At 63.9% G+C, this 23,387-nt stretch carries 24 protein-coding genes and 1 other RNA gene; 20 read left to right on the forward strand and 5 right to left on the reverse strand.

The window, feature by feature from the left end; genetic code table 11:
• Nucleotides 1-12 precede the first annotated feature (12 nt).
• From rpsI to KHO27_RS00870, 6 genes are all read left to right on the forward strand, one after another.
• Entirely contained in the window at nt 13-405 is a 393-nt protein-coding gene (rpsI, locus tag KHO27_RS00845) for a 30S ribosomal protein S9 (RefSeq protein WP_003260797.1), read from the forward strand.
• Between the two features lie 265 nt (nt 406-670).
• On the forward strand, nt 671-1,264 hold the full coding sequence (gene petA / locus KHO27_RS00850; RefSeq protein ID WP_023628711.1) for a ubiquinol-cytochrome c reductase iron-sulfur subunit: 594 nt from the start codon (nt 671-673) through the stop codon (nt 1,262-1,264).
• Nucleotides 1,264-2,475, forward strand: a complete 1,212-nt coding sequence (locus tag KHO27_RS00855) for a cytochrome b (RefSeq protein WP_023628712.1) — start codon at nt 1,264-1,266, stop codon at nt 2,473-2,475. Before petA ends, KHO27_RS00855 begins: the two co-directional genes overlap by 1 nt.
• A complete protein-coding gene (locus KHO27_RS00860; protein WP_110700469.1) occupies nt 2,475-3,254 on the forward strand; it encodes a cytochrome c1 in 780 nt (259 codons plus the stop codon). Before KHO27_RS00855 ends, KHO27_RS00860 begins: the two co-directional genes overlap by 1 nt.
• Before the next feature lie 118 nt (nt 3,255-3,372).
• Complete coding sequence (locus KHO27_RS00865) at nt 3,373-3,996, forward strand: glutathione S-transferase N-terminal domain-containing protein (RefSeq protein ID WP_102682663.1); 624 nt, start codon at nt 3,373-3,375, stop codon at nt 3,994-3,996.
• A gap of 13 nt (nt 3,997-4,009) precedes the next feature.
• On the forward strand, nt 4,010-4,429 hold the full coding sequence (locus KHO27_RS00870; protein ID WP_214501027.1) for a ClpXP protease specificity-enhancing factor: 420 nt from the start codon (nt 4,010-4,012) through the stop codon (nt 4,427-4,429).
• A gap of 56 nt (nt 4,430-4,485) precedes the next feature.
• Here the strand turns inward: KHO27_RS00870 and KHO27_RS00875 are convergent, their stop codons facing one another.
• From KHO27_RS00875 to KHO27_RS00895, 5 genes are all read right to left on the reverse strand, one after another.
• A complete protein-coding gene (locus tag KHO27_RS00875) occupies nt 4,486-4,704 on the reverse strand; it encodes a YgdI/YgdR family lipoprotein (RefSeq protein WP_102682665.1) in 219 nt (72 codons plus the stop codon).
• 59 nt (nt 4,705-4,763) lie between these two features.
• Nucleotides 4,764-5,342 carry a BON domain-containing protein gene (locus KHO27_RS00880; RefSeq protein WP_102682666.1) on the reverse strand — a complete coding sequence of 193 codons (579 nt, stop codon included), beginning with the start codon at nt 5,340-5,342 and terminating at the stop codon, nt 4,764-4,766.
• Nucleotides 5,339-5,932, reverse strand: coding sequence for a phosphoheptose isomerase (locus tag KHO27_RS00885; RefSeq protein WP_102682667.1), 594 nt, complete (start codon nt 5,930-5,932; stop codon nt 5,339-5,341). Before KHO27_RS00885 ends, KHO27_RS00880 begins: the two co-directional genes overlap by 4 nt.
• A gap of 87 nt (nt 5,933-6,019) precedes the next feature.
• Complete coding sequence (locus KHO27_RS00890) at nt 6,020-6,391, reverse strand: YraN family protein (protein WP_110700467.1); 372 nt, start codon at nt 6,389-6,391, stop codon at nt 6,020-6,022.
• Complete coding sequence (locus KHO27_RS00895; protein WP_110700465.1) at nt 6,391-8,208, reverse strand: penicillin-binding protein activator; 1,818 nt, start codon at nt 8,206-8,208, stop codon at nt 6,391-6,393. Before KHO27_RS00895 ends, KHO27_RS00890 begins: the two co-directional genes overlap by 1 nt.
• A 188-nt stretch (nt 8,209-8,396) precedes the next feature.
• On the opposite strand from KHO27_RS00895, the gene rsmI reads away from it, so the two are divergent.
• The 14 genes from rsmI to KHO27_RS00965 all read left to right on the forward strand — a co-directional run bounded on the left by rsmI (nt 8,397) and on the right by KHO27_RS00965 (nt 23,384).
• The gene (gene rsmI, locus KHO27_RS00900; RefSeq protein ID WP_102682669.1) at nt 8,397-9,272 is read left to right on the forward strand and encodes a 16S rRNA (cytidine(1402)-2'-O)-methyltransferase; all 876 of its coding nucleotides are present in this window, start codon (nt 8,397-8,399) and stop codon (nt 9,270-9,272) included.
• Nucleotides 9,273-9,339: 67 nt separating this feature from the next.
• Nucleotides 9,340-9,699: RNase P RNA component class A (rnpB, locus tag KHO27_RS00905), an RNA gene on the forward strand.
• A gap of 309 nt (nt 9,700-10,008) precedes the next feature.
• Complete coding sequence (gene mraZ, locus KHO27_RS00910; RefSeq protein WP_011535546.1) at nt 10,009-10,464, forward strand: division/cell wall cluster transcriptional repressor MraZ; 456 nt, start codon at nt 10,009-10,011, stop codon at nt 10,462-10,464.
• Nucleotides 10,461-11,408 carry a 16S rRNA (cytosine(1402)-N(4))-methyltransferase RsmH gene (gene rsmH / locus KHO27_RS00915; protein WP_046857014.1) on the forward strand — a complete coding sequence of 316 codons (948 nt, stop codon included), beginning with the start codon at nt 10,461-10,463 and terminating at the stop codon, nt 11,406-11,408. The genes mraZ and rsmH overlap by 4 nt, the downstream gene beginning before the upstream one ends.
• A complete protein-coding gene (gene ftsL / locus KHO27_RS00920) occupies nt 11,405-11,698 on the forward strand; it encodes a cell division protein FtsL (RefSeq protein ID WP_023630124.1) in 294 nt (97 codons plus the stop codon). The genes rsmH and ftsL overlap by 4 nt, the downstream gene beginning before the upstream one ends.
• On the forward strand, nt 11,698-13,428 hold the full coding sequence (locus KHO27_RS00925; protein WP_177485990.1) for a peptidoglycan D,D-transpeptidase FtsI family protein: 1,731 nt from the start codon (nt 11,698-11,700) through the stop codon (nt 13,426-13,428). Before ftsL ends, KHO27_RS00925 begins: the two co-directional genes overlap by 1 nt.
• Nucleotides 13,428-14,915 carry a UDP-N-acetylmuramoyl-L-alanyl-D-glutamate--2,6-diaminopimelate ligase gene (locus KHO27_RS00930; RefSeq protein WP_110700459.1) on the forward strand — a complete coding sequence of 496 codons (1,488 nt, stop codon included), beginning with the start codon at nt 13,428-13,430 and terminating at the stop codon, nt 14,913-14,915. The genes KHO27_RS00925 and KHO27_RS00930 overlap by 1 nt, the downstream gene beginning before the upstream one ends.
• Entirely contained in the window at nt 14,908-16,275 is a 1,368-nt protein-coding gene (locus KHO27_RS00935; protein ID WP_110700457.1) for a UDP-N-acetylmuramoyl-tripeptide--D-alanyl-D-alanine ligase, read from the forward strand. The genes KHO27_RS00930 and KHO27_RS00935 overlap by 8 nt, the downstream gene beginning before the upstream one ends.
• Nucleotides 16,275-17,357 (forward strand): phospho-N-acetylmuramoyl-pentapeptide-transferase, encoded by a 1,083-nt coding sequence (mraY, locus tag KHO27_RS00940; protein ID WP_011535540.1) that lies wholly within the window; start codon nt 16,275-16,277, stop codon nt 17,355-17,357. Before KHO27_RS00935 ends, mraY begins: the two co-directional genes overlap by 1 nt.
• 6 nt (nt 17,358-17,363) lie before the next feature.
• Nucleotides 17,364-18,710 carry a UDP-N-acetylmuramoyl-L-alanine--D-glutamate ligase gene (gene murD / locus KHO27_RS00945; RefSeq protein WP_110700455.1) on the forward strand — a complete coding sequence of 449 codons (1,347 nt, stop codon included), beginning with the start codon at nt 17,364-17,366 and terminating at the stop codon, nt 18,708-18,710.
• Entirely contained in the window at nt 18,707-19,921 is a 1,215-nt protein-coding gene (gene ftsW, locus KHO27_RS00950; protein ID WP_102682675.1) for a putative lipid II flippase FtsW, read from the forward strand. The genes murD and ftsW overlap by 4 nt, the downstream gene beginning before the upstream one ends.
• Nucleotides 19,911-20,990 (forward strand): undecaprenyldiphospho-muramoylpentapeptide beta-N-acetylglucosaminyltransferase, encoded by a 1,080-nt coding sequence (murG, locus tag KHO27_RS00955; RefSeq protein WP_110700453.1) that lies wholly within the window; start codon nt 19,911-19,913, stop codon nt 20,988-20,990. The genes ftsW and murG overlap by 11 nt, the downstream gene beginning before the upstream one ends.
• Nucleotides 20,983-22,431 (forward strand): UDP-N-acetylmuramate--L-alanine ligase, encoded by a 1,449-nt coding sequence (murC, locus tag KHO27_RS00960; protein WP_102682676.1) that lies wholly within the window; start codon nt 20,983-20,985, stop codon nt 22,429-22,431. Before murG ends, murC begins: the two co-directional genes overlap by 8 nt.
• Nucleotides 22,428-23,384 carry a D-alanine--D-alanine ligase gene (locus KHO27_RS00965; RefSeq protein WP_102682677.1) on the forward strand — a complete coding sequence of 319 codons (957 nt, stop codon included), beginning with the start codon at nt 22,428-22,430 and terminating at the stop codon, nt 23,382-23,384. Before murC ends, KHO27_RS00965 begins: the two co-directional genes overlap by 4 nt.
• Nucleotides 23,385-23,387 lie beyond the last annotated feature (3 nt).

Below are 23,387 nucleotides of genomic sequence, written 5' to 3' on the forward strand. Positions count from 1 at the left end.
GGATAGTTCATTATGTCGGCGACTCAAAACTACGGCACTGGCCGTCGCAAGACCGCAACCGCTCGCGTTTTCCTGCGTCCAGGTACCGGTAACATCTCCATCAACAACCGTTCTCTGGACGTGTTCTTCGGCCGCGAAACCGCTCGCATGGTTGTTCGCCAGCCGCTGGAACTGACCGAAACCGTTGAGAAGTTCGACATCTACGTCACCGTTTCCGGTGGTGGTGTCAGCGGTCAAGCCGGTGCAATCCGCCACGGCATCACCCGCGCCCTGATGGAATACGACGAAACCCTGCGTGGCGCTCTGCGTCGTGCTGGCTACGTCACCCGCGACGCTCGTGAAGTTGAGCGTAAGAAAGTGGGTCTGCGTAAAGCGCGTAAGCGTCCTCAGTACTCCAAGCGTTAATACCGCTTCGGCAGTCGAAAAAAGCCCGGTTCCTTTTTGGAACCGGGCTTTTTTTATGTCTTCAACTAACCTGTCTGCTAGTCCGTGGCCGTTTGTCGCATAGACGCAGATCAAGCAAAGCGAGGGTAGTAGCCCGACGAGCGGGTAATCACCTTGTCAGCGTGTGGATTTGTTCCTTACCATTGCGGCCAATTTTTAGTGCCACAGACGTACCTAAGTAGATGCCTGTTCAAACAGGCCAAGCAAGCTGATGGGAGAGGACTGAATGAGCAATGACGGCGTCAACGCAGGCCGGCGCCGCTTCCTCGTAGCCGCGACATCCGTGGTCGGGGCAGCGGGGGCAGTGGGGGCAGCGGTACCGTTCGTGGGGTCATGGTTTCCCAGTGCCAAGGCGAAAGCCGCAGGGGCACCGGTGAAGGTCAATATCGCCAAGGTCGAGCCCGGTCAGCAGATGGTAGCTGAATGGCGGGGGCAGCCTGTATTCATCGTGCGGCGAACGGAGGAGATCCTCGGTAATCTGAAAAAGATCACCGGCGAGCTGTCCGATCCTGAATCCAAGGCGTCGGTGCAGCCGACCTACGTCGACCCGCAAGTTCGCTCGATCAAGCCCGAGATTCTCATCCTGGTAGGTCTGTGCACGCACCTGGGTTGCTCGCCAACCTTCCGCCCTGAAGTTGCCCCGGCTGACCTGGGGCCGAAGTGGGTCGGTGGCTATTTCTGCCCCTGCCACGGTTCGCACTACGACCTGGCCGGGCGCGTCTACAAATCCCAGCCGGCGCCTCTCAACCTGCCAGTGCCACCGCACTCGTACGAGTCGGACGAAATCATCGTCATCGGCGTCGATCAGGAGAACGCATGATGAGCAAGTTCATGGAGTGGATCGATGCGCGCTTCCCCGCGACGAAAATGTGGGAAGACCATCTAAGCAAGTATTACGCGCCCAAGAACTTCAACTTCCTGTACTTCTTCGGCTCGCTGGCATTACTGGTGCTGGTCAACCAGATCGTCACCGGCGTGTGGCTGACCATGAGTTTCACCCCCTCGGCGGAAGAGGCCTTCGCCTCGGTCGAGTACATCATGCGCGACGTCGAGTACGGCTGGATCCTGCGCTACCTGCACTCCACCGGCGCCTCGGCGTTCTTTATCGTGGTCTACCTGCACATGTTCCGCGGGTTGCTCTACGGCTCCTACCAGAAGCCGCGCGAGCTGGTCTGGCTGTTCGGCATGCTGATCTACCTGGCGTTGATGGCCGAGGCGTTCATGGGCTACCTGCTGCCCTGGGGGCAGATGTCTTACTGGGGTGCCCAGGTGATCATCTCGCTTTTCGGTGCGATCCCGGTGATCGGTGATGACCTGACCCAGTGGATCCGTGGTGACTACCTGATCTCCGGCATCACCCTGAACCGCTTCTTCGCCCTGCACGTGGTGGCCCTGCCGATCGTGATCCTGGGCCTGGTGGTGCTGCACATCCTGGCGCTGCACGAAGTGGGTTCGAACAACCCCGATGGCGTGGACATCAAGAAGAAAAAGGACGAGAACGGCATCCCGCTGGATGGCATCCCGTTCCACCCGTACTACACCGTCAAGGATATCGCCGGTGTGGTGGTGTTCCTCTTCGTATTCTGTGCCGTGGTGTTCTTCTTCCCGGAAATGGGTGGCTATTTCCTGGAAAAACCGAACTTCGAACAGGCCAACGCCTTCAAGACCCCTGAGCATATCGCCCCTGTCTGGTACTTCACGCCGTTCTACGCGATTCTGCGCGCGGTGCCCGACAAGCTGTTCGGGGTGATTGCCATGGGCGCGGCAATCGCGGTGCTGTTCGTGTTGCCCTGGCTTGACCGCAGTCCGGTGCGCTCGATGCGCTACAAGGGCTGGCTGAGCAAGATCTGGTTGCTGGTGTTCTGCGTGGCCTTCGTCATCCTTGGCGTGCTGGGCGTGCTGGCGCCGACCCCGGGGCGTACCTTGCTGTCGCAGGTGTGCACGGTGTTGTACTTCGCCTACTTCCTGCTGATGCCGTTCTACACAAGGCTCGAGAAGACCAAACCGGTTCCGGAAAGGGTGACTGGCTGATGAAAAAGTTTATTGCAGTATGCTTGCTGGCATTGATGCCTGGCCTTTCGTTCGCCGCCGAACACGGCCTGGAGCTGGACAAGGTCGATATCGACCTGACCGACAAGGCCGCGATGCAGGATGGCGCACGCACCTTCGCCAACTATTGCATGGGGTGCCATAGTGCCAAGTTCCAGCGATACGAGCGTGTCGCCGACGACCTGGGGATCCCCCACGAGCTGATGCTCGAAAACCTGGTGTTCACTGGCGCCAAGATCGGCGACCACATGAAGATCGGCATGCAGCCCAATGATGCCAAGACCTGGTTCGGCGCTGCGCCGCCCGACCTCACCCTGGTTGCCCGGGTGCGTGGCAACGATTGGTTGTACACCTACCTGCGCAGTTTCTATGAAGACAAGTCGCGGCCATACGGGGTGAACAACAAGGTCTTCCCCAACGTCGGCATGCCTAACGTGCTGGTTGGCCTGCAGGGCAACCAGGTGATTGGCTGCAAGCAGGTGCAGAGTGTGGTCGACGGCAAGAAGCAATATGACCCGCTGACCGGCAGCCCATTGACCCATGAAGCGTGCGACCAGCTGACCGTCGAGGAGAAATCCGGTACCCTGACGGCTGAGCAGTTCGACGAGAAGGTCAAGAACCTGGTGACCTTCCTGGCCTATTCGGCCAACCCGGTCAAACTGGAAAGCCAGCGCATCGGTACCTACGTGTTGCTGTACCTGGCTTTCTTCTTCGTGTTCGCCTACTTGCTCAAGCGCGAATACTGGAAGGACGTGCACTGATCACGCAGTAGTTTCTGGTAGTTGAACGCGCCCGGGGTGCCCCAGTCATGTCGCTGGGGCACCCCGGGCGCGTTTTCATTTGCAGTTTTTACAAGCATCCCGTGCGAGGAGGCGCTACATGGGCGCAACCAACAGGTTAGCCTGCTATTCCGACCCCGCTGACCATTACTCTCATCGGGTACGCCTGGTGCTCGCGGAGAAAGGCGTCACGGTGCAGATCATCGATGTCGACACCAACCGCCTGCCGCCCAAGCTGGTCGAAGTGAACCCTTACGGCAGCTTGCCGACCCTGGTCGATCGCGATCTGGCGCTGTACGAGTCGAGCGTGGTGATGGAGTACCTCGAGGAGCGTTACCCGCACCCGCCGCTGATGCCGGTCTATCCGGTGGCCCGCGGCAACAGTCGCCTGCTGATGCACCGCATCCAGCGCGACTGGTGCAGCCTGGCCGACACCGTGCTGGATCCGCGCAGCAGCGAGCCGGCACGTACCCAGGCGCGCAAGGAGTTGCGCGAGAGCCTGACGGGCGTGGCCCCGCTGTTCGCTGAAATGGCCTGCTTCATGAGTGAGGAGCAGAGTCTGGTCGATTGCTGTCTATTGCCCATACTCTGGCGCTTGCCGGTGATGGGTATCGAATTGCCGCGGCAGGCCAAGCCGCTGCTGGATTACATGGAGCGACAGTTCGCCCGCGAGCCTTTCCAGGCGAGCCTGTCTGCTACCGAACGTGAAATGCGCAAGGTTTAAAGAGGAGCCGTTGATGAACTCCAGTCGCCCCTATCTGGTTCGCGCGCTGTACGAGTGGATCGTCGACAACGATTGCACGCCCCATATGCTGGTCAACGCCGAGTACCCGGCCGTTCAGGTGCCCCAAGGTTTCGCCAGCGATGGTCAGATCGTCCTGAACATTTCCCCCAGTGCCGTGCGCAGCCTGCACATGGACAACGAGGCGGTGAGCTTCGAAGGACGCTTCGGTGGCGTGGCGCACACGCTGTATGTGCCGATTGGCGCCATCCTGGGGATCTACGCCCGGGAGAATGGCCAGGGCATGGTCTTCGAGCTGGAGTCGCCGCTCGCGGACGAGGATGACCTTGAGGACGACGTTGTCGAGCCGGATGACGATGGTCCGCCCGAGCCGCCGCGTCCCAGTGGTCGTCCGAGCCTGAAAGTCGTGAAGTAACAGGCAGGGACAAAAAAGGCGATCCGCAGGGATCGCCTTTTTCATGGCTGCCGCAATTACAGGTCCTTGATGCTCTGCACCTGGTCCTTGTTGATGCGGGTCGGCTTGCCGTCCAGTTGCTTGAACTCGTAGAAGCCGGAGTTGCGGTCGAAGTGCGGCGTGTCGGTGGTCTGCAGTTCCCGGCCATCGTTGAGGGTGATCACGCTCGGGGTGGAGCAGCCGGCCAGGGTGGCGAAGGTGCCGATCAGCAGGGCGGGCAGCAGAAACTTCTTCATGGGGTACTTCCTGGATCAGAGTGAAAAAGGCGAGCGTCCCGACGCTCGCCGAGGGGTTGTCAGTCGATGTATTCGAACAGCTTGACGATCTTCTGCACGCCCGACACACCCTGCACCACATTGGTGGCGGCGTTGGCCTCTTGTTGCCTGACCAGGCCGAGCAGGTAGACGATGCCATTTTCGGTGATGACCTTGATGCGCGAGCTGGGCACGCTCTCGTCGGTCAGCATCTGGGTCTTGATCTTGGTGGTCAGCCAGGCGTCGTTGTTGCGCGCCAGGATCGATGACGGCTGCATCACCTGCAGCTCGTTGTGCACCTTCTTGACTCGCTGAACCTGGCCGGCGGTCTGTTCTGCGAGGGATTTGAGGTCGGCGCGGGGTGTCTGGCCGGCAAGCAGCACAACACCGTTGTAGCTGCTGACGACGATGTGCGAGCCCTTGTCCAGCTCCGGATTGGCCTTGGCGATGTTGACCGAGACTTTTGTCTCGATCAGCGAGTCATCGATCTTGCTGCCGATGGTGCGGGTGCCGCGGTCATCCTCGATAGGCGAGTTACGCGCCGAGGTGAGCACGGAACTGCAGCCCGATACGCCGAGGCACAGGGTCAGGGCCATCAGGCCGATACGCTTGGAGATCATTCTTCACTCCCGAACAGTTGGCTGTCGATCAGGTCGCACAGACAGTGGATCGCCAGCAGGTGGACTTCCTGGATGCGCGCGGTGACCGTGGCGGGGACGCGGATCTCCACATCCTCGGGCAGCAGCAGCGAGGCCATGCCGCCGCCATCACGCCCGGTCAGGGCGACGACAATCATTTCGCGGTCATGGGCGGCCTGGATCGCTTGGATCACGTTGGCCGAATTACCGCTGGTGGAGATCGCCAGCAGCACATCGCCGGGCTGGCCCAGGGCGCGGATCTGCTTGGAGAAGACTTCGTTGTAGCTGTAGTCGTTGGCGATCGAGGTGAGCGTCGAGCTGTCGGTGGTCAGGGCGACGGCCGGCAGGCTCGGGCGCTCGCGCTCGAAGCGGTTGAGCAGTTCCGAGGAAAAGTGCTGGGCATCGCCGGCCGAGCCGCCGTTGCCGCACGCGAGCATCTTGCCGTCGTTGAGCAGGGCATTGACCATGACCAGGCTGGCCTGCTCGATGTGGGGTGCCAGGATGTCCATTGCCTGTTGCTTGGTGTCGATGCTGGCCTGGAACAGCCGGCGAATTCGGGATTGCATGTCCATCTGGGTGACCTTAAGAGGGGCGGTGGCCTTTGCTACGCGCAACAGTGACCAGCCCGCGAAACATAGAGCTAGAAAATCGAATTGGGTTCAGCATTCGAAGGCATTTTTCAGCCATTGAAGCGGTTGCCCCGCATGCCCCCGGCCCTGCAGGGCGATAACGTCGAAGCGGCAGGGGCGGGTGGCCCAGCGGGGTTCGTGCTGCAGGAAGAGGTTGGCGGCAAGCGCCAGTCGTTGCTGCTTGCGCCCATCGATACTGGCGAGCGCTCCGCCGAACTCCGCATGCAACCGGTAGCGGACTTCGACGAATACTACTGTATCGGCATCGAGCATGACCAGATCGAGCTCGCCCCCCTTGCATCGCCAGTTGCGCTCCAGCAGCCGCAGACCTTGTCCTCGAAGGTATTCAAGGGCGTGATCTTCGGCTGCCTGGCCGGCAAGGCTGGGCGATGCGCCGGGCATCAGCGAGGGGTGTCCGGCAGGCGCTTGACCTGGCCGCCGGCGAATTCGGCCCATGGCAGCTGACGTTCGATGCGCTGGCTGGGGTTCATGCTCAGGCTACCGGACAGGCCTTCGACGCGGTTGTCCGGCAGCGCCTTGAGCTGGCCCAGGCGCGGAGCCAGGCTGTAGGCGTCGACGCCCATGGCGTACAGGCGGCCGAGGCTGCCGGCAGCCTGGGGCCACTGCTGCACGACTTGCTGGCGCAGGCTGTTGGTGGTGTCCAGCAGCCACGGCGTTTCGCAGAAGCGGATGCCGTTCATGTCGTTGTACTGGTTCACGTCACCGCTGGCGCTATACAGGTTGGAGGTGGCGTAGACAGGCACGTCACCGGCGTACTGGAAGTTCAGCGTGGGTTTGATCTGCTGGGCTTGCTGCGGCGTCGAGGCGAGGAAGATGAAGTCGATGTCCTGTCGGCGCGAAGGTTGCGCGGCGATGGTGCCGCCGACGGTGCTCTGCAGGCTCTTGGCGCGGCCTTCGCTCTGGCGCAGCTGGAACAGATCAGCGATCTGCTGGGCGAGGGCGACGGGCTGGGCGATGCGCTGCGCTGTAATCAGGGTGCCACCATTGCCTTCCCAGTCCTGGCGGAAGGCGGCGAGCACGCGGTCGCCCCATTCACCGCTCGGTACCAGGGCCACGGCGCGGACCATGCCGTCGGCGCGTGCGCGACGCGCGACTTCGCGAGCTTCATCTTCGGCGGCCAGGCCGAACTGGAACAGTTGTGGCGGCGCTTTCTGGCCAGCGTCGGCGTAGTTCAGGGCCAGGGTGGTGATGGGCAGTTGCGGGTAGGCGGCGAGCTTCTTGACCAGCGGCTTTTCCAGCGGGCCGACCACCAGTTGCACGCCGGCAGCCTGGGCCTGGCGGTAGAAGTCGTCGAGCGAGGTGATGCGTGAGCTGTCGAACACTTGTACTGCAGGGGCGGGCTGGCCACCTTGCTGGGCCTGGAAGTGAGCGGCCATGAAGCCGTCACGCAGGGCGCGGGCGACACCGGCCAGCGGGCCTTCCTGGGGCAGCAGCAGGGCGATCTTGGTCAGTGGCTGGCTGGCCAGTTCCTTGAGCTTGACCAGGGTTGTCGGCAATTGCTTGGCTGCCGGGTGTTCTGGATGCTGCTGGCGCCAGGTGTCGATGGCGGCCTGTTGCTGTTCCAGGGTGCCGGCGCGCTTCACGGCCAGGGCCAGGCTGGTCCAGCCGGCCAGGGTCTCGTCGGCGGCCGGCTGCTGCAGCTGTTCGGCGGGCAGCGAGGCGACCAGGGCCCAGATCGCGTCATTGTTGGCGCTGGCGGCCTGGCCGCTGAGCAGGGGGGCCAGCAGTACGCGCTGCTGGGCGGCGGCCAGGACCTGGCCGTCGGCTTCGAGGGCTGCGGCATGAACGCTGTAGGTGCGGGCCTGCTGCTCGGTCGGCAGTTCGCCGACGCGCTGCAGGCTCGGGTGGGCGAGGGCGGTCAGGGCGGCCTTGGGCTGGTTGCGGCTCATGGCGAGCTCGGCGGCCAGGGTGGAGGCGAACACCTGCTGGGCGGGCTTGAGCGGCTCCAGCGGGACCTGCTCGAGAATCCGCGCGGCGCGCGGGAAGTCCTTTTGCTTGTATGCCAGGTCCGCGGCGCTCAAGCGCAGCAGGGCCGCATCCTCGGCGGACTTGCTGGAGGCCGCCTTCTCGAGCAGTTGCTCGATGCTGGCGTCCGGGGTGCGTGGCAGTTCGCCCAGGCTGGATGAGGGCGAGCTGGCGCAGGCTGCCAGCAGGGCAGCGAGGCAGAGGGCTGTGAGCAGCCGCAGACAAGCGATCATGTAAAGGTCCTGTTACTCGATCAAGTTGGCCGGCAATTGTACCCAAGCGGGGGGCACGGCGCGATCTCGCCGACACTGAACCTTCACTATAGGTGGCCCGAGGTGTGCCTGGGGCGAAGTTCTTTGCGCCCTGTTACCGGTGCTCGGGCTACAATGGCGACCTTTGATCCGGAAAGCAGGTGTGCGCAGTGACTGATGTTGCAGGGGTTTCGAAATCCACGTTGGGCAAGCTTTACGTCGTTGCCACGCCCATCGGCAACCTCGACGACATGAGCGCCCGGGCACTGAAGGTGCTGGCGGATGTCAGCCTGATCGCTGCCGAGGACACCCGCCACTCGGTGCGTCTGCTGCAGCATTTCGGCATCGATACGCAACTGGCAGCCTGTCATGAGCACAACGAGCGTGACGAGGGTGGGCGCTTCATCACCCGCCTGCTGGCCGGCGACGATGTGGCGCTGGTGTCCGATGCCGGTACGCCGCTGATTTCCGATCCGGGCTATCACCTGGTGCGCCAGGCGCGTGCTGCGGGCGTGCAGGTGGTGCCGGTGCCGGGCGCCTGTGCGTTGATCGCCGCGCTGTCGGCGGCGGGGTTGCCGTCGGACCGCTTCATCTTCGAAGGTTTCCTGCCGGCCAAGGCCGCCGGGCGCCGCGCGCGTCTGGAGCAGGTCAAGGAAGAGCCGCGCACGCTGATCTTCTACGAGGCGCCACACCGGATCCTCGAGTGCCTGGAGGACATGGAAGCGGTGTTCGGTGGCGAGCGTCCGGCGCTGCTGGCGCGCGAGATCACCAAGACCTTCGAGACCCTCAAAGGCTTGCCGTTGGCCGAGTTGCGCGCATTCGTACAGGGTGACAGCAATCAGCAGCGTGGCGAGTGCGTGGTGCTGGTGGCCGGTTGGAGCGCGCCGGAGGGCGAGCAGGCGATCAGCGCCGAGGCGCAGCGAGTGCTGGATCTGCTGCTGGCCGAGCTACCGCTGAAGAAAGCAGCGGCGCTGGCGGCCGAGATCACCGGGGTGCGCAAGAACCTGCTCTACCAATTGGCCCTGGAAAAGCAGAAAGCCCATTAGTGGCATAATGGTATTAATGGTCGCGCCGCTTGTTCTTGAGCGCGGCTACCGGTAACCTTGGCGGCGGAGAGTCGATCGGACAGTCGCTGCCGTCTTTTGTTCCGCAAAAGGCGGGGGAGGAAAGTCCGGGCTCCATAGGGCAGAGTGCCAGGTAACGCCTGGGAGGCGCGAGCCTACGGAAAGTGCCACAGAAAACAACCGCCTAAGCACTTCGGTGCCGGTAAGGGTGAAAAGGTGCGGTAAGAGCGCACCGCACGGCTGGCAACAGTCCGTGGCTAGGTAAACCCCACTCGGAGCAAGACCAAATAGGGTTCCATACGGCGTGGCCCGCGTCGGAACCGGGTAGGTTGCTAGAGGCGTCCAGTGATGGCCGTCGTAGAGGAATGACTGTCCTCGACAAAACCCGGCTTACAGATCGACTCTCCACCTCTTCCTTTCCTGCTTGAATCGATAGCAGATGCGTCCTGGTAATACCGAAAAAATCTTACTCTTAATAAATTACTTTAACTTCTCACTCTATCCGCTTGAGTGTGTTTGATTTTTTCCGTCAGTTTTTCCCTCTTGTAATCCTTCCACCTTCCTTTGTTGCGCTAAATCGCCGTCCTGTAAGGGATTTCCTTATGAACGTGCCTTGACGGTGTGGCGGGCGGATTCCTATAGTGTGCGCAAGTGGCAGAAAGTGGGATGAAGTGGGTTTTCTGGCACAAAAAAGCTAACATTGTGGGGAATCGCAGCCGTGTTCCGCGGAGCCAACGCCGTCAGCCTCGATGCAAAGGGCCGTCTCGCCATGCCGAGCCGGTACCGTGACGAGCTCGATTCGCGTTGCAATGGTCAATTGATCGTGACCATCGACGCCGTTGACCCCTGCTTGTGTGTTTATCCCCTCGATGAGTGGGAACAGATAGAAGCCAAGTTGCGCGCCTTGCCGTCGTTGCGTGAGGAAAACCGTCGCCTGCAGCGTTTGCTGATCGGCAATGCGGTGGACCTGGAGCTCGATGGCAGTGGGCGTTTCCTGGTGCCGCCCCGCCTGCGTGAGTACGCCAAGCTGGACAAGAAGGCGATGCTGGTGGGGCAGCTGAACAAATTCCAGCTGTGGGATGAGGATGCCTGGAACGCGGTTTCGGCAGCCGACCTTGCAGCTATTCAACAACCGGGCGCCATGCCCGATGATTTGCGTGACCTGATCCTGTGACCATAGATAGCGGCTTCAACCACATCACCGTCCTCCTCGACGAAGCCGTCGAGGCATTGGCCCTGCGCGCCGACGGTTGCTATCTGGACGGCACCTTCGGGCGTGGCGGCCACAGCCGCCTGATCCTCAGCAAGCTTGGGCCGCAAGGGCGGTTGCTGGGGTTCGACAAGGATCCACAGGCGATTGCCACCGGGCAAGCGCTGGCGGCCGAAGACGGCCGCTTTGTCATTGTGCAGCGCAGCTTTGCCGAGCTCGGCGACGAAGTGCGCGCCCGCGGCCTGGATGGCAAGGTCAGCGGCATCCTGCTCGACCTGGGCGTATCCTCGCCGCAACTGGACGACCCCGAGCGCGGCTTCAGCTTCCTTAACGACGGTCCGTTGGACATGCGCATGAACCCGGGCCAGGGCATCAGTGCAGCCGAGTTTGTCGCCACCGCCCCCGTCGAAGAAATTGCCCGCGTGTTCAAGGAGTACGGCGAGGAGCGCTTCGCCGGTCGCATGGCGCGCGCTGTGGTCGAGCGCCGCGAGAAGCAGCCGTTCACCCGCACCGCCGACCTGGCGGAAGTGCTCAAGGTTGCCAACCCGGCCTGGGAAAAGGGCAAGAACCCTGCGACCCGGGCCTTCCAGGGCCTGCGTATCCATGTCAACAACGAGCTTGGCGACCTCGAGACCGGCCTTGAAGCCGCGCTCGACGCCCTTGAAGTGGGTGGCCGCCTGGCAGTGATCAGCTTCCACTCGTTGGAAGACCGTATCGTCAAACTGTTCATGCGCAAGCTGGTCAAGGGCGAGGCAGACAACCTGCCGCGCAACCTGCCGGTTCAGCACAAGGCCTTCGAGCCGAAGATCAAATTGATCGGCAAGGCGCAGTTCGCCTCCGAAGCCGAACTCAAGGCCAACCCGCGGTCGCGCAGCGCCGTGATGCGGGTAGCGGAGAAGTTGCGGTGAGCAGGCTGTTTGCCAAGCCGCTGCCAGGCGGAAGCTTTTTGATGCTTCTGCTGTTCGTCGCCGTCCTGATTTCGGCGATCGCCGTTTCCTACAGCGCTCACTGGAACCGTCAGTTGCTCAATACCCTGTACGGTGAACTGAACGAGCGCGACAAGGCCCAGGCCGAGTGGGGCCGGTTGATCCTCGAGCAAAGCACTTGGACTGCCTCCAGTCGCATCGAGAGCCTGGCCTCGGAGCAGCTCAGGATGCGCGTGCCCGCTGCTGACGAAGTGCGGATGGTGGCGCCATGATGAAGCTCGAAGGCGCACTCTACCCCTGGCGCTTCCGGGTGGTGATCGGTTTGCTGGCGCTGATGGTCGGTGCTATCTGCTGGCGCATCATCGACCTGCAGGTCGTCGACCGCGACTTCCTCAAGGGGCAGGGCGATGCCCGCAGCCTGCGCCATATTCCCATCCCCGCGCACCGTGGCCTGATCACCGATCGCAACGGTGAGCCGCTGGCTGTCAGTACGCCCGTCACCACCTTGTGGGCTAACCCCAAGGAAATGCAGGCGGCCAAGGATCGCTGGCCGCAGCTGGCCGCCGCACTTGGGCAGAACCCACAGCAGTTGAGCGAGCGTCTTACCCAGCAGGCCAACAAGGAATTCATCTACCTGGTCCGCGGCCTGACCCCGGAGCAGGGCCAGCACGTGCTCGACTTGAAGGTTCCGGGCGTCTACGGCCTCGAAGAGTTCCGCCGCTTCTATCCGGCTGGCGACGTCACCGCGCACATGGTCGGCTTCACCGACCTGGATGACCATGGCCGTGAAGGCGTCGAGCTCGCCTACGACGAATGGCTCGCCGGGGTGCCCGGCAAGCGGCAGGTGATCAAGGACCGGCGTGGCCGGCTGATCAAGGACATCCAGGTAACCAAGAACGCCAAGGCCGGCAAGACCTTGGCGTTGTCGATAGACCTGCGCCTGCAGTACCTGGCCACCCGCGAGCTGCGCAACGCCATCGCCGAACAGGAAGCCAAGGCTGGCAGCCTGGTGATCATGGACGTCAAGACCGGCGAGGTCCTGGCGATGGTCAACCAGCCGACCTACAACCCGAACAACCGCCGCAGCATGTTCCCGGCGGCGATGCGCAACCGGGCGATCATCGATGTGTTCGAACCAGGCTCCACGGTCAAGCCGATTTCGATGAGCGCCGCGCTTGAAAGCGGGCGCTGGAAGCCGACCGACAAGGTCGAGGTGTATCCCTTCACCCTGCAGATCGGCCGCTACACCATCAAGGACGTATCGCGTGGTGGTGGGCCGATCCTCGACCTGACCGGCATCCTGATCAACTCCTCCAACGTCGGCATGAGCAAGATCGCTTTCGATATTGGTGGCGAGGCCATCTACCGGGTCATGTCCCAGGTGGGCCTGGGCCAATACACCGGGCTCGGTTTCCCGGGTGAGCGCGTGGGCAACCTGCCGAATCACCGCGACTGGCGCAAGGCCGAGACCGCGACGCTTTCCTATGGCTATGGCGTATCGGTGACCGCGCTGCAGCTGGTGCATGCCTATGCGGCATTGGCCAACGACGGCAAGATGGTGCCGCTGTCCATTCTCAAGGTCGACAAGGCCCCGGAGGCTGTGCAGGCGATCCCGAAGGAAACCGCCGAAACCGTGCAGGCCATGCTCCAGCAGGTGATCGAAGCACCGCGTGGCGTGTTCCGTGCCCAGGTGCCGTTCTACCACGTGGGCGGCAAGTCGGGTACCGCGCGTAAAGCCACCGTCGGCTCCAAGGGCTACACCGAGAACGCCTACCGTTCGCTGTTCGCCGGCTTCGGTCCAATGAGCGACCCGCGCTACGCCATCGTCGTGGTCATCGATGAGCCGAGCAAGGGTGGCTACTTCGGCGGCCTGGTCTCGGCGCCCGTATTCAGCAAAGTGATGTCAGGCACCCTGCGCCTGATGAATGTACCGCCGGACAACCTGCCGCCGCCTTCGACGCAGCAAGCCAGCGCAGTACCCGCCAAGGGAGGGCGAGGTTGATGACGATGCCATTGAGCAAACTGTTCGCCCATGCCAGCCGCGATCCGCTGATCCGCGAGCTGACCTTGGACAGCCGCCAGGTGCGCCAGGGTGATCTGTTCCTCGCCGTGCCGGGTGCCAAGGTCGACGGCCGTGAGCATATTGCCGACGCACTGGCCCGTGGCGCCGCTGCCGTCGCCTATGAAGAGCAGGGTACCTGCGTGTTGCCGATTACCGACGCGCCGCTGATTCCGGTCAAGGGGCTGATCGGCCAGCTGTCGCAGATCGCCGGGCGCTTCTATGGCGAACCCAGCCGCCAGTTGAACCTGGTGGGGGTCACCGGTACCAACGGCAAGACCAGCGTCACCCAGCTGGTGGCCCAGGCGCTCGACGCCCTTGGCCAGCGTTGCGGGCTGATCGGCACCCTGGGCACCGGCTTCTACGGTGAATTGCAGAGCGGCCGCCTGACCACGCCGGACCCTATCGCCGTGCAGTCGACCCTCAACGACCTGAAAAAAGCGGGTGCCAGGGCCGTGGCCATGGAAGTGTCCTCTCACGCTCTCGAGCAAGGGCGGGTCGCTGCGCTGGAGTTCGATATCGCGGTGATGACCAACCTGTCGCGCGATCACCTGGACTATCACGGCAGCATGGAGGCCTATGAGGCCGCCAAGGCCAAGCTGTTCGCCTGGCCGAGCCTGCGTTGCCAGGTGGTCAACCTGGATGATGAGTTCGGACGCCGCCTGGCTGCCGACTTCGCCCGCCGCCCGAGTGCCGATCATATCGAGACCCGGTTGCTCAGCTACAGCCTGGAAAACCCGGACGCTTCGCTGTTTTGCCGCGAGGCCACGTTCGACGATGATGGCGTACGAGCCACCCTCGTCACCGCACAGGGCGAACGCAGCCTGCGCAGCCAGCTGCTGGGGCGCTTCAACCTGAGCAACATGCTGGCGGCGGTGGCTACCCTGCTGGCGCTGGATTACTCGCTGGACGAAATCCTGAAAGTCACCCCGCAGTTGCAGGGCCCGGTCGGTCGCATGCAGCGCTTGGGTGGCGGTGAGAAGCCGTTGGTGGTGGTCGACTACGCCCACACCCCGGATGCCCTGGAAAAGGTGCTCGAGGCATTGCGCCCGCACGCCCACGGCAAGTTGCTGTGCCTGTTCGGCTGTGGTGGTGATCGTGACGCCGGCAAGCGCCCGTTGATGGCGGCAGTCGCCGAGCGCCTGGCCGATCGTGTGCTGGTGACTGATGACAACCCGCGTACCGAGGATCCGCAGCGCATCTTCGATGACATTCGCCCCGGCTTTGACCAGCCCGACAGCGTGGAGTTCGTCGCTGGCCGTGGCCTGGCCATTGCCCATCTGGTCGCCACTGCTGCTGCCGAGGATGTGATCGTCCTGGCCGGCAAGGGCCACGAGGATTACCAGGAGATCAATGGCGAGCGCCATGACTTCTCCGATCTGGTCGAAGCCAAGAAGGCCCTAGCCGCCTGGGAGGCTCCACATGCTTAAGCCCATGATGCTCAGCCAGCTGACTGCTGCCTTGAGTGCACGCCTGGCAGGCGCCGACGCCAGCTTCACCGGCGTCAGCATCGACAGCCGCAGCGTCGCTGCCGGTCAACTGTTCGTCGCCCTCAGCGGGCCGCGCTTCGATGGCCATGACTACCTGGCCGATGTAAAGGCCAAGGGGGCCGTCGCCGCGCTGGTCGAGCGCGAAATCGCCGGTGTCGATCTGCCGCAACTGGTGGTCGCCGACTGCCGCGTAGCGCTTGGCCAGCTCGGCGCGCTGAATCGTGCTGCCTTCTACAAGCCGGTGGTGGCCATCACCGGCTCCAGCGGCAAGACCACGGTCAAGGAAATGCTCGCCGCGATCCTGCGCACCCGCGGACCGGTGCATGCCACCCGTGGCAACCTCAACAACGACCTCGGCGCACCGCTGACCCTGCTGGAGATCGCCCCGGAGCACAGCGCCGCAGTGATCGAACTGGGTGCCTCGCGCATCGGCGAGATCCGCTACACCGTCGGCCTGACCCGACCGCAGGTGGTCATCATCAACAACGCCGGTACCGCTCACGTCGGCGAGTTCGGCGGCCCGGAGAAGATCGTCGAGGCCAAGGGCGAGATCCTCGAAGGCCTGGGCGAGGGTGGCACGGCCATCCTCAACCTGGCCGACAAGGCGTTCGACATCTGGCGCCAGCGCGCGGGCAATCATCGCGTTATCAGCTTTGCGCTGGACAATCCGCAGGCCGACTTCCACGCCAGCGATATTGGCCGCGACGCCCGTGGCTGCCCCTCGTTCACCCTGCATGGCCCGGACGGCAGCGTCCCGGTGCAACTGAACCTGCTTGGCACCCACAACGTCAGCAATGCCTTGGCCGCCGCCGCCGCCGCCCATGCCGTTGGTCTGAGCCTGAGCGGCATCGCCGCCGGCCTTGGCGCCGTGCAACCGGTCAAGGGCCGTACCGTTGCGCAGATTGCGCCCAGTGGCGCGCGGGTGATCGACGACAGCTACAACGCAAATCCCACCTCGATGTGTGCCGCCATTGATATACTCGCCGGCTTTTCCGGCCGCACCGTCCTGGTGCTCGGGGATATCGGCGAACTGGGGCAATGGGCCGAGGAAGGTCACCGCCAGGTGGGTGACTACGCACGTAGCAAGGTCGATGCGCTATACGCGGTGGGCACCAACATGGCCTACGCCGTTAAGGCATTCGGTACCAATGGCCGCCATTTCGCCACTCAAGCTGAGCTGATCGAAGCCGTCAAGGCCGAGGCCGTCAGCGACACCACTATCTTGATCAAGGGCTCGCGCAGCGCTGCGATGGAAAACGTCGTGGCCGCACTGTGCGGCGCCAGCGGGGAGAAACATTAATGCTGCTGCTGTTGGCTGAGTATCTGCAACAGTTCCACAAGGGCTTCGCGGTCTTCCAGTACCTGACCCTGCGCGGGATCCTGGGTGTACTGACCGCGCTGTCCCTGGCCCTGTGGCTGGGCCCGTGGATGATCCGTACCCTGCAGATCCGCCAGATCGGTCAGGCCGTGCGTAACGACGGCCCGCAATCGCACCTGTCCAAGTCCGGCACCCCAACCATGGGCGGTGCGCTGATCCTCTCCGCCATCGCCATCAGCACCCTGCTGTGGGCCGACCTGACCAACCGCTATGTGTGGGTGGTGCTGATCGTCACCCTGGCGTTCGGCGCCATCGGCTGGGTCGACGACTACCGCAAGGTCATCGAGAAGAACTCCCGCGGCCTGCCGAGCCGCTGGAAGTATTTCTGGCAGTCGGTGTTCGGCCTGGCCGCGGCGATCTTCCTCTACAAGACCGCGCCGACCAGCGTCGAGACCACGCTGATCATCCCGATGCTCAAGGACCTGGCCATCCCGCTGGGCGCCGGCTTCATCGTGCTGACCTATTTCGTCATCGTCGGCTCGAGCAACGCGGTCAACCTGACCGACGGCCTCGATGGCCTGGCGATCATGCCGACGGTGATGGTCGGCGGCGCGCTGGGCATCTTCTGCTACCTGTCGGGCAACGTGAAGTTCGCCGAATACCTGCTGATCCCGTACGTGCCGGGCGCGGGCGAGCTGATCGTGTTCTGCGGCGCGCTGATCGGCGCGGGCCTGGGCTTCCTGTGGTTCAACACCTACCCGGCGCAGGTATTCATGGGCGACGTCGGCGCGCTGGCCCTGGGCGCTGCGCTGGGCACCATCGCGGTGATCGTGCGCCAGGAAGTCGTCCTGTTCATCATGGGCGGCGTGTTCGTGATGGAAACCCTGTCGGTGGTCATCCAGGTGGCCTCGTTCAAGCTCACCGGCAAGCGCGTGTTCCGCATGGCGCCGATCCACCACCACTTTGAACTCAAGGGTTGGCCCGAGCCACGGGTGATCGTCCGCTTCTGGATCATCACCGTGATTCTCGTGCTGATTGGCCTTGCCACCCTGAAACTGAGGTAAACGAGCGTGTCACTGATCGCTTCCGACCAATTCCGCATCGTTGTCGGCCTCGGCAAGAGCGGCATGTCCCTGGTTCGCTTCCTGGCGAACCGGGGCATTGCCTTTGCGGTCGCCGACACCCGCGAGCAACCGCCGGAACTGGACACCCTGCGCCGTGAATACCCGCAGGTGGAAGTGCGCTGTGGCGAGCTGGACGTGGACTTCCTGTGCCGGGCCAGCGAGCTGTATGTCAGCCCAGGCCTGGCCCTGGCCACGCCTGCGCTGCAACAGGCCGCCGCGCGTGGCGTCAAGCTGTCCGGGGACATCGAGCTGTTCGCCCATCACGCCAAGGCGCCGATCGTGGCCATCAGCGGCTCCAACGCCAAGAGCACCGTGACCACCCTGGTCGGCGAGATGGCCGTCAAGGCAGGCAAACGTGTGGCAGTAGGCGGCAACCTCGGCACCCCGGCCCTGGACTTGCTGGCTGATGACGTCGAGCTGTACGTGCTGGAGCTGTCGAGCTTCCAGCTGGAGACCACCGACCAGCTCAACGCCGAAGTGGCCACCGTGCTGAACATCAGCGAAGACCACATGGACCGCTACAGCGGCCTGCCGGCCTATCACCTGGCCAAGCACCGGATCTTCCGCGGCGCCCGCCAGGTGGTGGTCAACCGCCAGGATGCCCTGAGCCGTCCGTTGCCGGTCGAAGGCCGGCCGTGCTGGACCTTTGGCCTCAACGCACCGGACTTCAAGGCCTTCGGCCTGCGTGAAGTGGATGGCGAGAAATACCTGGCGTTCGAGTTCCAGACCCTCATGCCAGTGCGTGAGCTGAAGATCCGCGGCGCCCACAATCACAGCAACGCCCTGGCTGCCCTGGCCCTCGGCCACGCCGTCGGCCTGCCGTTCGAACCGATGCTCGAAGCGCTGCGCGAATTCAAGGGCCTGGCCCATCGTTGCCAGTGGGTGCGCGAGCGCAACGGCGTGAACTGGTACGACGATTCCAAGGCCACCAACGTCGGTGCCGCGCTGGCGGCCATCGAAGGCCTGGGTGCCGATATCGAGGGCAAACTGGTGCTGATCGCCGGCGGCGATGGCAAGGGTGCCGATTTTGCGGCCTTGCGTACCCCGGTGGCGCAGCATTGCCGCGCCGTGGTGCTGATCGGCCGCGATGCCGCACGCCTGGCCGAAACCCTGAAGGATGCCGTGCAACTGGTGCCCGTGCAGACCCTCGATGAGGCCGTGCAGCGTTGCGCCGAGCTGGCCCGCGCCGGTGACGCGGTGCTGCTGTCGCCGGCCTGCGCCAGCCTCGACATGTTCAAGAACTTTGAAGAACGCGGGCGCCTGTTCGCCCAGGCAGCGGAGGGGCTGGCATGATCTTCGGCATCCTCAAGCCGTACCCGTCGCCGCTGATCAGCGGCCGTGGCATCGACCTCGACTTCCCGCTGCTGGCCGGTTGCCTGGCGCTGCTCGGCCTGGGCCTGGTGATGATCACCTCGGCCTCCTCCGAAGTGGCCGCGGTGCAGTCCGGCAACCCGCTGTACCACATGTTCCGCCACCTGGTGTACGTCACCCTTGGGCTGGGCGCCGGGTTGATGACCATGCTGGTGCCGATCGCCACCTGGCAGCGCATGGGCTTCATGATGCTGATCGGTGCCTTCGGTCTGCTGGTGCTGGTGCTGGTGCCCGGTATCGGCCGTGAGGTGAACGGTTCGATGCGCTGGATCGGCTTCAGCTTCTTCAACGTCCAGCCATCGGAGATCGCCAAGGTCTTCGTGGTCATTTATCTCGCCGGCTACCTGGTGCGTCGCCAGACCGAGGTGCGCGAGAGCTGGATGGGCTTCTTCAAACCGTTCATCGTGCTGCTGCCAATGGCCGGCCTGCTGCTGATGGAGCCGGACTTCGGCGCCACGGTGGTGATGATGGGCGCTGCGGCGGCCATGCTGTTCCTCGGGGGAGTGGGGCTGTTCCGCTTCTCGCTGATGGTGGTGCTGGCGGTCATATCGGTGGTGGTGCTGGTCCAGGCCCAGCCTTACCGGATGGCGCGCCTGATCACCTTCACCGATCCCTGGAGCGATCAGTTCGGCTCCGGCTACCAGCTGACCCAGGCGTTGATCGCCTTCGGGCGCGGCGAATGGTTGGGTGTGGGCCTGGGCAACAGTGTGCAGAAGCAGTTCTACCTGCCCGAGGCGCACACCGACTTCGTGTTCTCGGTGCTGGCCGAAGAGCTGGGGGTGGTCGGCTCTCTGCTGACCATCGCGCTGTTCGTGTTCATCACCGTGCGTGCCCTGTACATCGGCCTGTGGGCCGAGAAGGCCAAGCAGTTCTTCGCCGCCTACATGGCCTTCGGCCTGTCGTTCCTGTGGATCGGCCAGTTCCTGATCAACATCGGCGTGAACGTCGGCTTGCTGCCGACCAAGGGCCTGACCCTGCCGTTCCTCAGCTACGGGGGCAGTTCCCTGGTGATCTGTTGCGCCTGTGTCGGCCTGCTTTTACGCATCGAGTGGGAGAGCCGCACCCATCTGGGCAGCGAAGAACACGAGTTCAAGGAGAGCGATTTTGCCGAGGAGCCCAGCCATGGCCGCTGACGGCAAAAACATCCTGATCATGGCCGGTGGCACCGGGGGGCACGTGTTCCCGGCCCTGGCCTGTGCCCGCGAGTTCCAGGCCCGCGGCTACAACGTGCACTGGCTGGGTACCCCGCGTGGCATCGAAAACGAACTGGTGCCCCAGGCCGGCCTGCCGCTGCACCTGATCCAGGTCACCGGCCTGCGCGGCAAGGGCAAGCTGTCGCTGCTCAAGGCGCCGTTCACCCTGGTCAAGGCCGTGCTGCAGGCGCGGCGCATCGTCCGTGAGCTCAAACCGGTCTGCGTGGTCGGTTTCGGTGGTTATGTGACCGGCCCCGGTGGCGTAGCCGCGCGGTTGTGTGGTGTGCCACTGGTGATCCACGAGCAGAATGCCCGCGCCGGTACCACCAATCGTTTGCTGCTGCCGCTGGCCGCGCGTGTCTGCGAAGCATTCCCGGACACCTTTGCCGCCAGCGACAAGCTGCGCACCACCGGCAATCCGGTGCGTCCGGAGCTGTTCATGGACGCCCTGCGCGCGCCCCTGGCCGAGCGCCGTGCGCGCCTGTTGGTCATGGGCGGCAGCCTGGGTGCGGAACCATTGAACAAATTGTTGCCTAAGGCCCTGTCCGAGGTGCCGGCGAACCTGCGCCCCGAAGTGTTCCACCAGGCGGGCAGGAACCACGCGCCCGTCACCGCCGAGCGTTATCACGAGGCGGGGGTCGAGGCCCAGGTCGAACCGTTCATCAAGGACATGGCCCATGCCTATGGCTGGGCCGATATGGTGGTGTGCCGGGCCGGCGCCCTGACCGTCAGCGAACTCGCGGCGGCGGGCCTGCCCTCGATGCTGGTGCCCTTGCCCCATGCCATCGACGACCACCAGACCCACAACGCCCAATACCTGGCACGTGAAGGCGCCGCCTTCCTGATGCCACAAGCGACTACTGGCGCAGCGCAGCTCGCTGAACGCCTGAACGAGGTGCTGATGCAACCCGAGAAACTCAACGCCATGGCCGGCACCGCCCGCCGCCTGGCCAAACCTGCCGCAACCAGCACCGTGGTGGATATCTGCCTGGAGGTGGCCCATGGTTGAGAGCCAGAAAGCCATGCCGCATCCGAAGATGGGCCGCATCCGTCGTATCCACTTCGTCGGTATCGGCGGCGTGGGTATGTGCGGCATCGCTGAAGTGCTGCTGAACCTCGGCTATGAAGTGTCCGGCTCCGACCTCAAGGTGTCGCCGGTCACTGAGCGCCTTGAGTCGTTCGGCGCCGAGATCTTCGTCGGCCACCGCGCCGAGAACGCCGCCAACGCCGATGTGCTGGTGGTGTCCAGCGCGATCAATCCGGCCAACCCGGAAGTCGCCACCGCACTGGAGCGCCGCATCCCTGTGGTGCCGCGTGCCGAGATGCTCGCCGAGCTGATGCGCTATCGCCATGGCGTGGCGGTAGCCGGCACCCACGGCAAGACCACCACCACCAGCCTGCTGGCCTCGGTGTTCGCCGCCGGTGGCCTGGACCCGACCTTCGTCATCGGTGGTCGCCTGACCGCGGCCGGGACCAACGCGCAGTTGGGCACCAGCCGCTACCTGATCGCCGAAGCCGACGAGAGCGATGCCAGCTTCCTGCACCTGCAGCCCATGGTCGCCGTGGTCACCAACATCGACGCCGACCACATGGCCACCTACGAAGGCGACTTCAACAAGCTGAAGAAGACCTTCGTCGAGTTCCTGCACAACCTGCCGTTCTATGGGCTGGCGGTGATGTGCCTGGACGACCCGGTGGTGCGCGAGATCCTGCCGCAGGTCAAGCGTCCGACGGTCACCTACGGCTTCAGCGAAGAGGCCGACATCCGCGCCATCAACGTGCGTCAGCAGGGCATGCAGACCCACTTCACCGTGCTGCGCCGTGACTGCGAGCCGCTGGAAGTGTCGGTGAACATGCCAGGCAACCACAACGTGCTGAACGCTTTGGCGACCATCGCCATCGCCACCGACGAAGGCATCAGCGACGAGGCCATCGTCCAGGGGCTGTCGGGCTTCCAGGGCGTTGGCCGGCGTTTCCAGGTCTACGGCGAGCTGCCGGTCGACGGTGGCAGCGTGATGCTGGTCGACGACTATGGCCACCATCCGACCGAGGTCGCCGCGGTGATCAAGGCCGTGCGTGGCGGCTGGCCGAGCCGCCGCCTGGTGATCGTCTACCAGCCGCACCGCTATAGCCGCACCCGCGACCTGTACGACGATTTCGTGCAGGTGCTGGGCGATGCCAACGTGCTGCTGCTGATGGAGGTCTACCCGGCCGGCGAAGAGCCGATCCCCGGCGCCGACAGCCGCCAGCTGTGCCACAGCATCCGCCAGCGCGGCAAGCTCGATCCGATCTACATCGAACGCGGCGCCGAGCTCGCGCCGTTGGTCCAGCCGCTGCTGCGCGCCGGTGACATCCTCATCTGCCAGGGTGCCGGCGATGTCGGCGGCCTGGCCCCGCAATTGATGAATAGCCCGCTGTTCGCAGGCGCCAAGCAGGAGAAGTCGAAATGACCAGCGCCTACGACAAGTTGCACTCGACCCTGGACGTCAAGGCCTTTGGCCGCGTCGCCGTGCTGTACGGTGGCAAGAGTGCCGAGCGTGAGGTTTCCCTGAAGTCGGGCAAGGCAGTGATCGAGGCGCTGACCAGCGCTGGTGTCGACGTAGTCGCCATCGACGTCGGCGACGACCTTCTGAACCGCCTGCAGAGCGAGAAGATCGACCGCGCCTTCATCATCCTCCACGGCCGTGGTGGTGAGGACGGCAGCATGCAGGGCCTGCTCGAGTGCCTGGGGATTCCCTACACCGGCAGCGGCATTCTTGCCTCGGCGCTGGCCATGGACAAGCTGCGCACCAAGCAGGTGTGGCAGAGCCTGGGTATCCCCACGCCGCGTCACGCCGTGCTGGCCAGCGAGCAGGATTGCGTGGCCGCCAGTGCGGAACTGGGCTTCCCGTTGATCGTCAAACCCGCCCATGAAGGTTCGAGCATCGGCATGGCCAAGGTGAACAGCGAGCAAGAGCTGGTCGCCGCCTGGAAAGACGCCGCCAACTACGATTCGCAAGTCCTGGTCGAGCAATGGATCCACGGCCCGGAATTCACCATCGCCGTGCTGCGTGGCCAGGTGCTGCCGCCGATCGCGCTGGGCACGCCGCACGTGTTCTACGACTACGACGCCAAGTACATCGCCAATGACACCCAGTACCGCATCCCGTGCGGCCTGGACAGCGTCAAGGAGCAGGAACTGATCGACCTTACCGCGCGCGCCTGCGATGCCGTTGGTATCGAGGGCTGGGGCCGTCTGGACGTGATGCAGGACGAGCAGGGCCGTTTCTGGCTGCTCGAGGTCAACACCGCACCGGGCATGACCGACCATAGCCTGGTGCCCATGGCGGCCCGTGCCGCCGGCCTGGACTTCCAGCAGCTGGTGCTGGCGATCCTGGCCGACAGCGTAGCGACGAGAGGTTAATAG

This window comes from Pseudomonas sp. RC3H12 (assembly GCF_018596375.1).
Taxonomy (GTDB): Bacteria; Pseudomonadota; Gammaproteobacteria; order Pseudomonadales; family Pseudomonadaceae; genus Aquipseudomonas.

Bases quoted from the DNA above. Each gene is read 5' to 3' on its own strand.
- rpsI (WP_003260797.1), top strand. From the start codon at position 13: ATGTCGGCGACTCAAAACTACGGCACTGGCCGTCGCAAGACCGCAACC.
- petA (WP_023628711.1), top strand. From the start codon at position 671: ATGAGCAATGACGGCGTCAACGCAGGCCGGCGCCGCTTCCTCGTAGCC.
- KHO27_RS00855 (WP_023628712.1), top strand. From the start codon at position 1,264: ATGAGCAAGTTCATGGAGTGGATCGATGCGCGCTTCCCCGCGACGAAA.
- KHO27_RS00860 (WP_110700469.1), top strand. From the start codon at position 2,475: ATGAAAAAGTTTATTGCAGTATGCTTGCTGGCATTGATGCCTGGCCTT.
- KHO27_RS00865 (WP_102682663.1), top strand. From the start codon at position 3,373: ATGGGCGCAACCAACAGGTTAGCCTGCTATTCCGACCCCGCTGACCAT.
- KHO27_RS00870 (WP_214501027.1), top strand. From the start codon at position 4,010: ATGAACTCCAGTCGCCCCTATCTGGTTCGCGCGCTGTACGAGTGGATC.
- KHO27_RS00875 (WP_102682665.1), bottom strand. From the start codon at position 4,704: ATGAAGAAGTTTCTGCTGCCCGCCCTGCTGATCGGCACCTTCGCCACC.
- KHO27_RS00880 (WP_102682666.1), bottom strand. From the start codon at position 5,342: ATGATCTCCAAGCGTATCGGCCTGATGGCCCTGACCCTGTGCCTCGGC.
- KHO27_RS00885 (WP_102682667.1), bottom strand. From the start codon at position 5,932: ATGGACATGCAATCCCGAATTCGCCGGCTGTTCCAGGCCAGCATCGAC.
- KHO27_RS00890 (WP_110700467.1), bottom strand. From the start codon at position 6,391: ATGCCCGGCGCATCGCCCAGCCTTGCCGGCCAGGCAGCCGAAGATCAC.
- KHO27_RS00895 (WP_110700465.1), bottom strand. From the start codon at position 8,208: ATGATCGCTTGTCTGCGGCTGCTCACAGCCCTCTGCCTCGCTGCCCTG.
- KHO27_RS00925 (WP_177485990.1), top strand. From the start codon at position 11,698: ATGAAGCTCGAAGGCGCACTCTACCCCTGGCGCTTCCGGGTGGTGATC.
- KHO27_RS00930 (WP_110700459.1), top strand. From the start codon at position 13,428: ATGACGATGCCATTGAGCAAACTGTTCGCCCATGCCAGCCGCGATCCG.
- KHO27_RS00935 (WP_110700457.1), top strand. From the start codon at position 14,908: ATGCTTAAGCCCATGATGCTCAGCCAGCTGACTGCTGCCTTGAGTGCA.
- mraY (WP_011535540.1), top strand. From the start codon at position 16,275: ATGCTGCTGCTGTTGGCTGAGTATCTGCAACAGTTCCACAAGGGCTTC.
- ftsW (WP_102682675.1), top strand. From the start codon at position 18,707: ATGATCTTCGGCATCCTCAAGCCGTACCCGTCGCCGCTGATCAGCGGC.
- murG (WP_110700453.1), top strand. From the start codon at position 19,911: ATGGCCGCTGACGGCAAAAACATCCTGATCATGGCCGGTGGCACCGGG.
- murC (WP_102682676.1), top strand. From the start codon at position 20,983: ATGGTTGAGAGCCAGAAAGCCATGCCGCATCCGAAGATGGGCCGCATC.
- KHO27_RS00965 (WP_102682677.1), top strand. From the start codon at position 22,428: ATGACCAGCGCCTACGACAAGTTGCACTCGACCCTGGACGTCAAGGCC.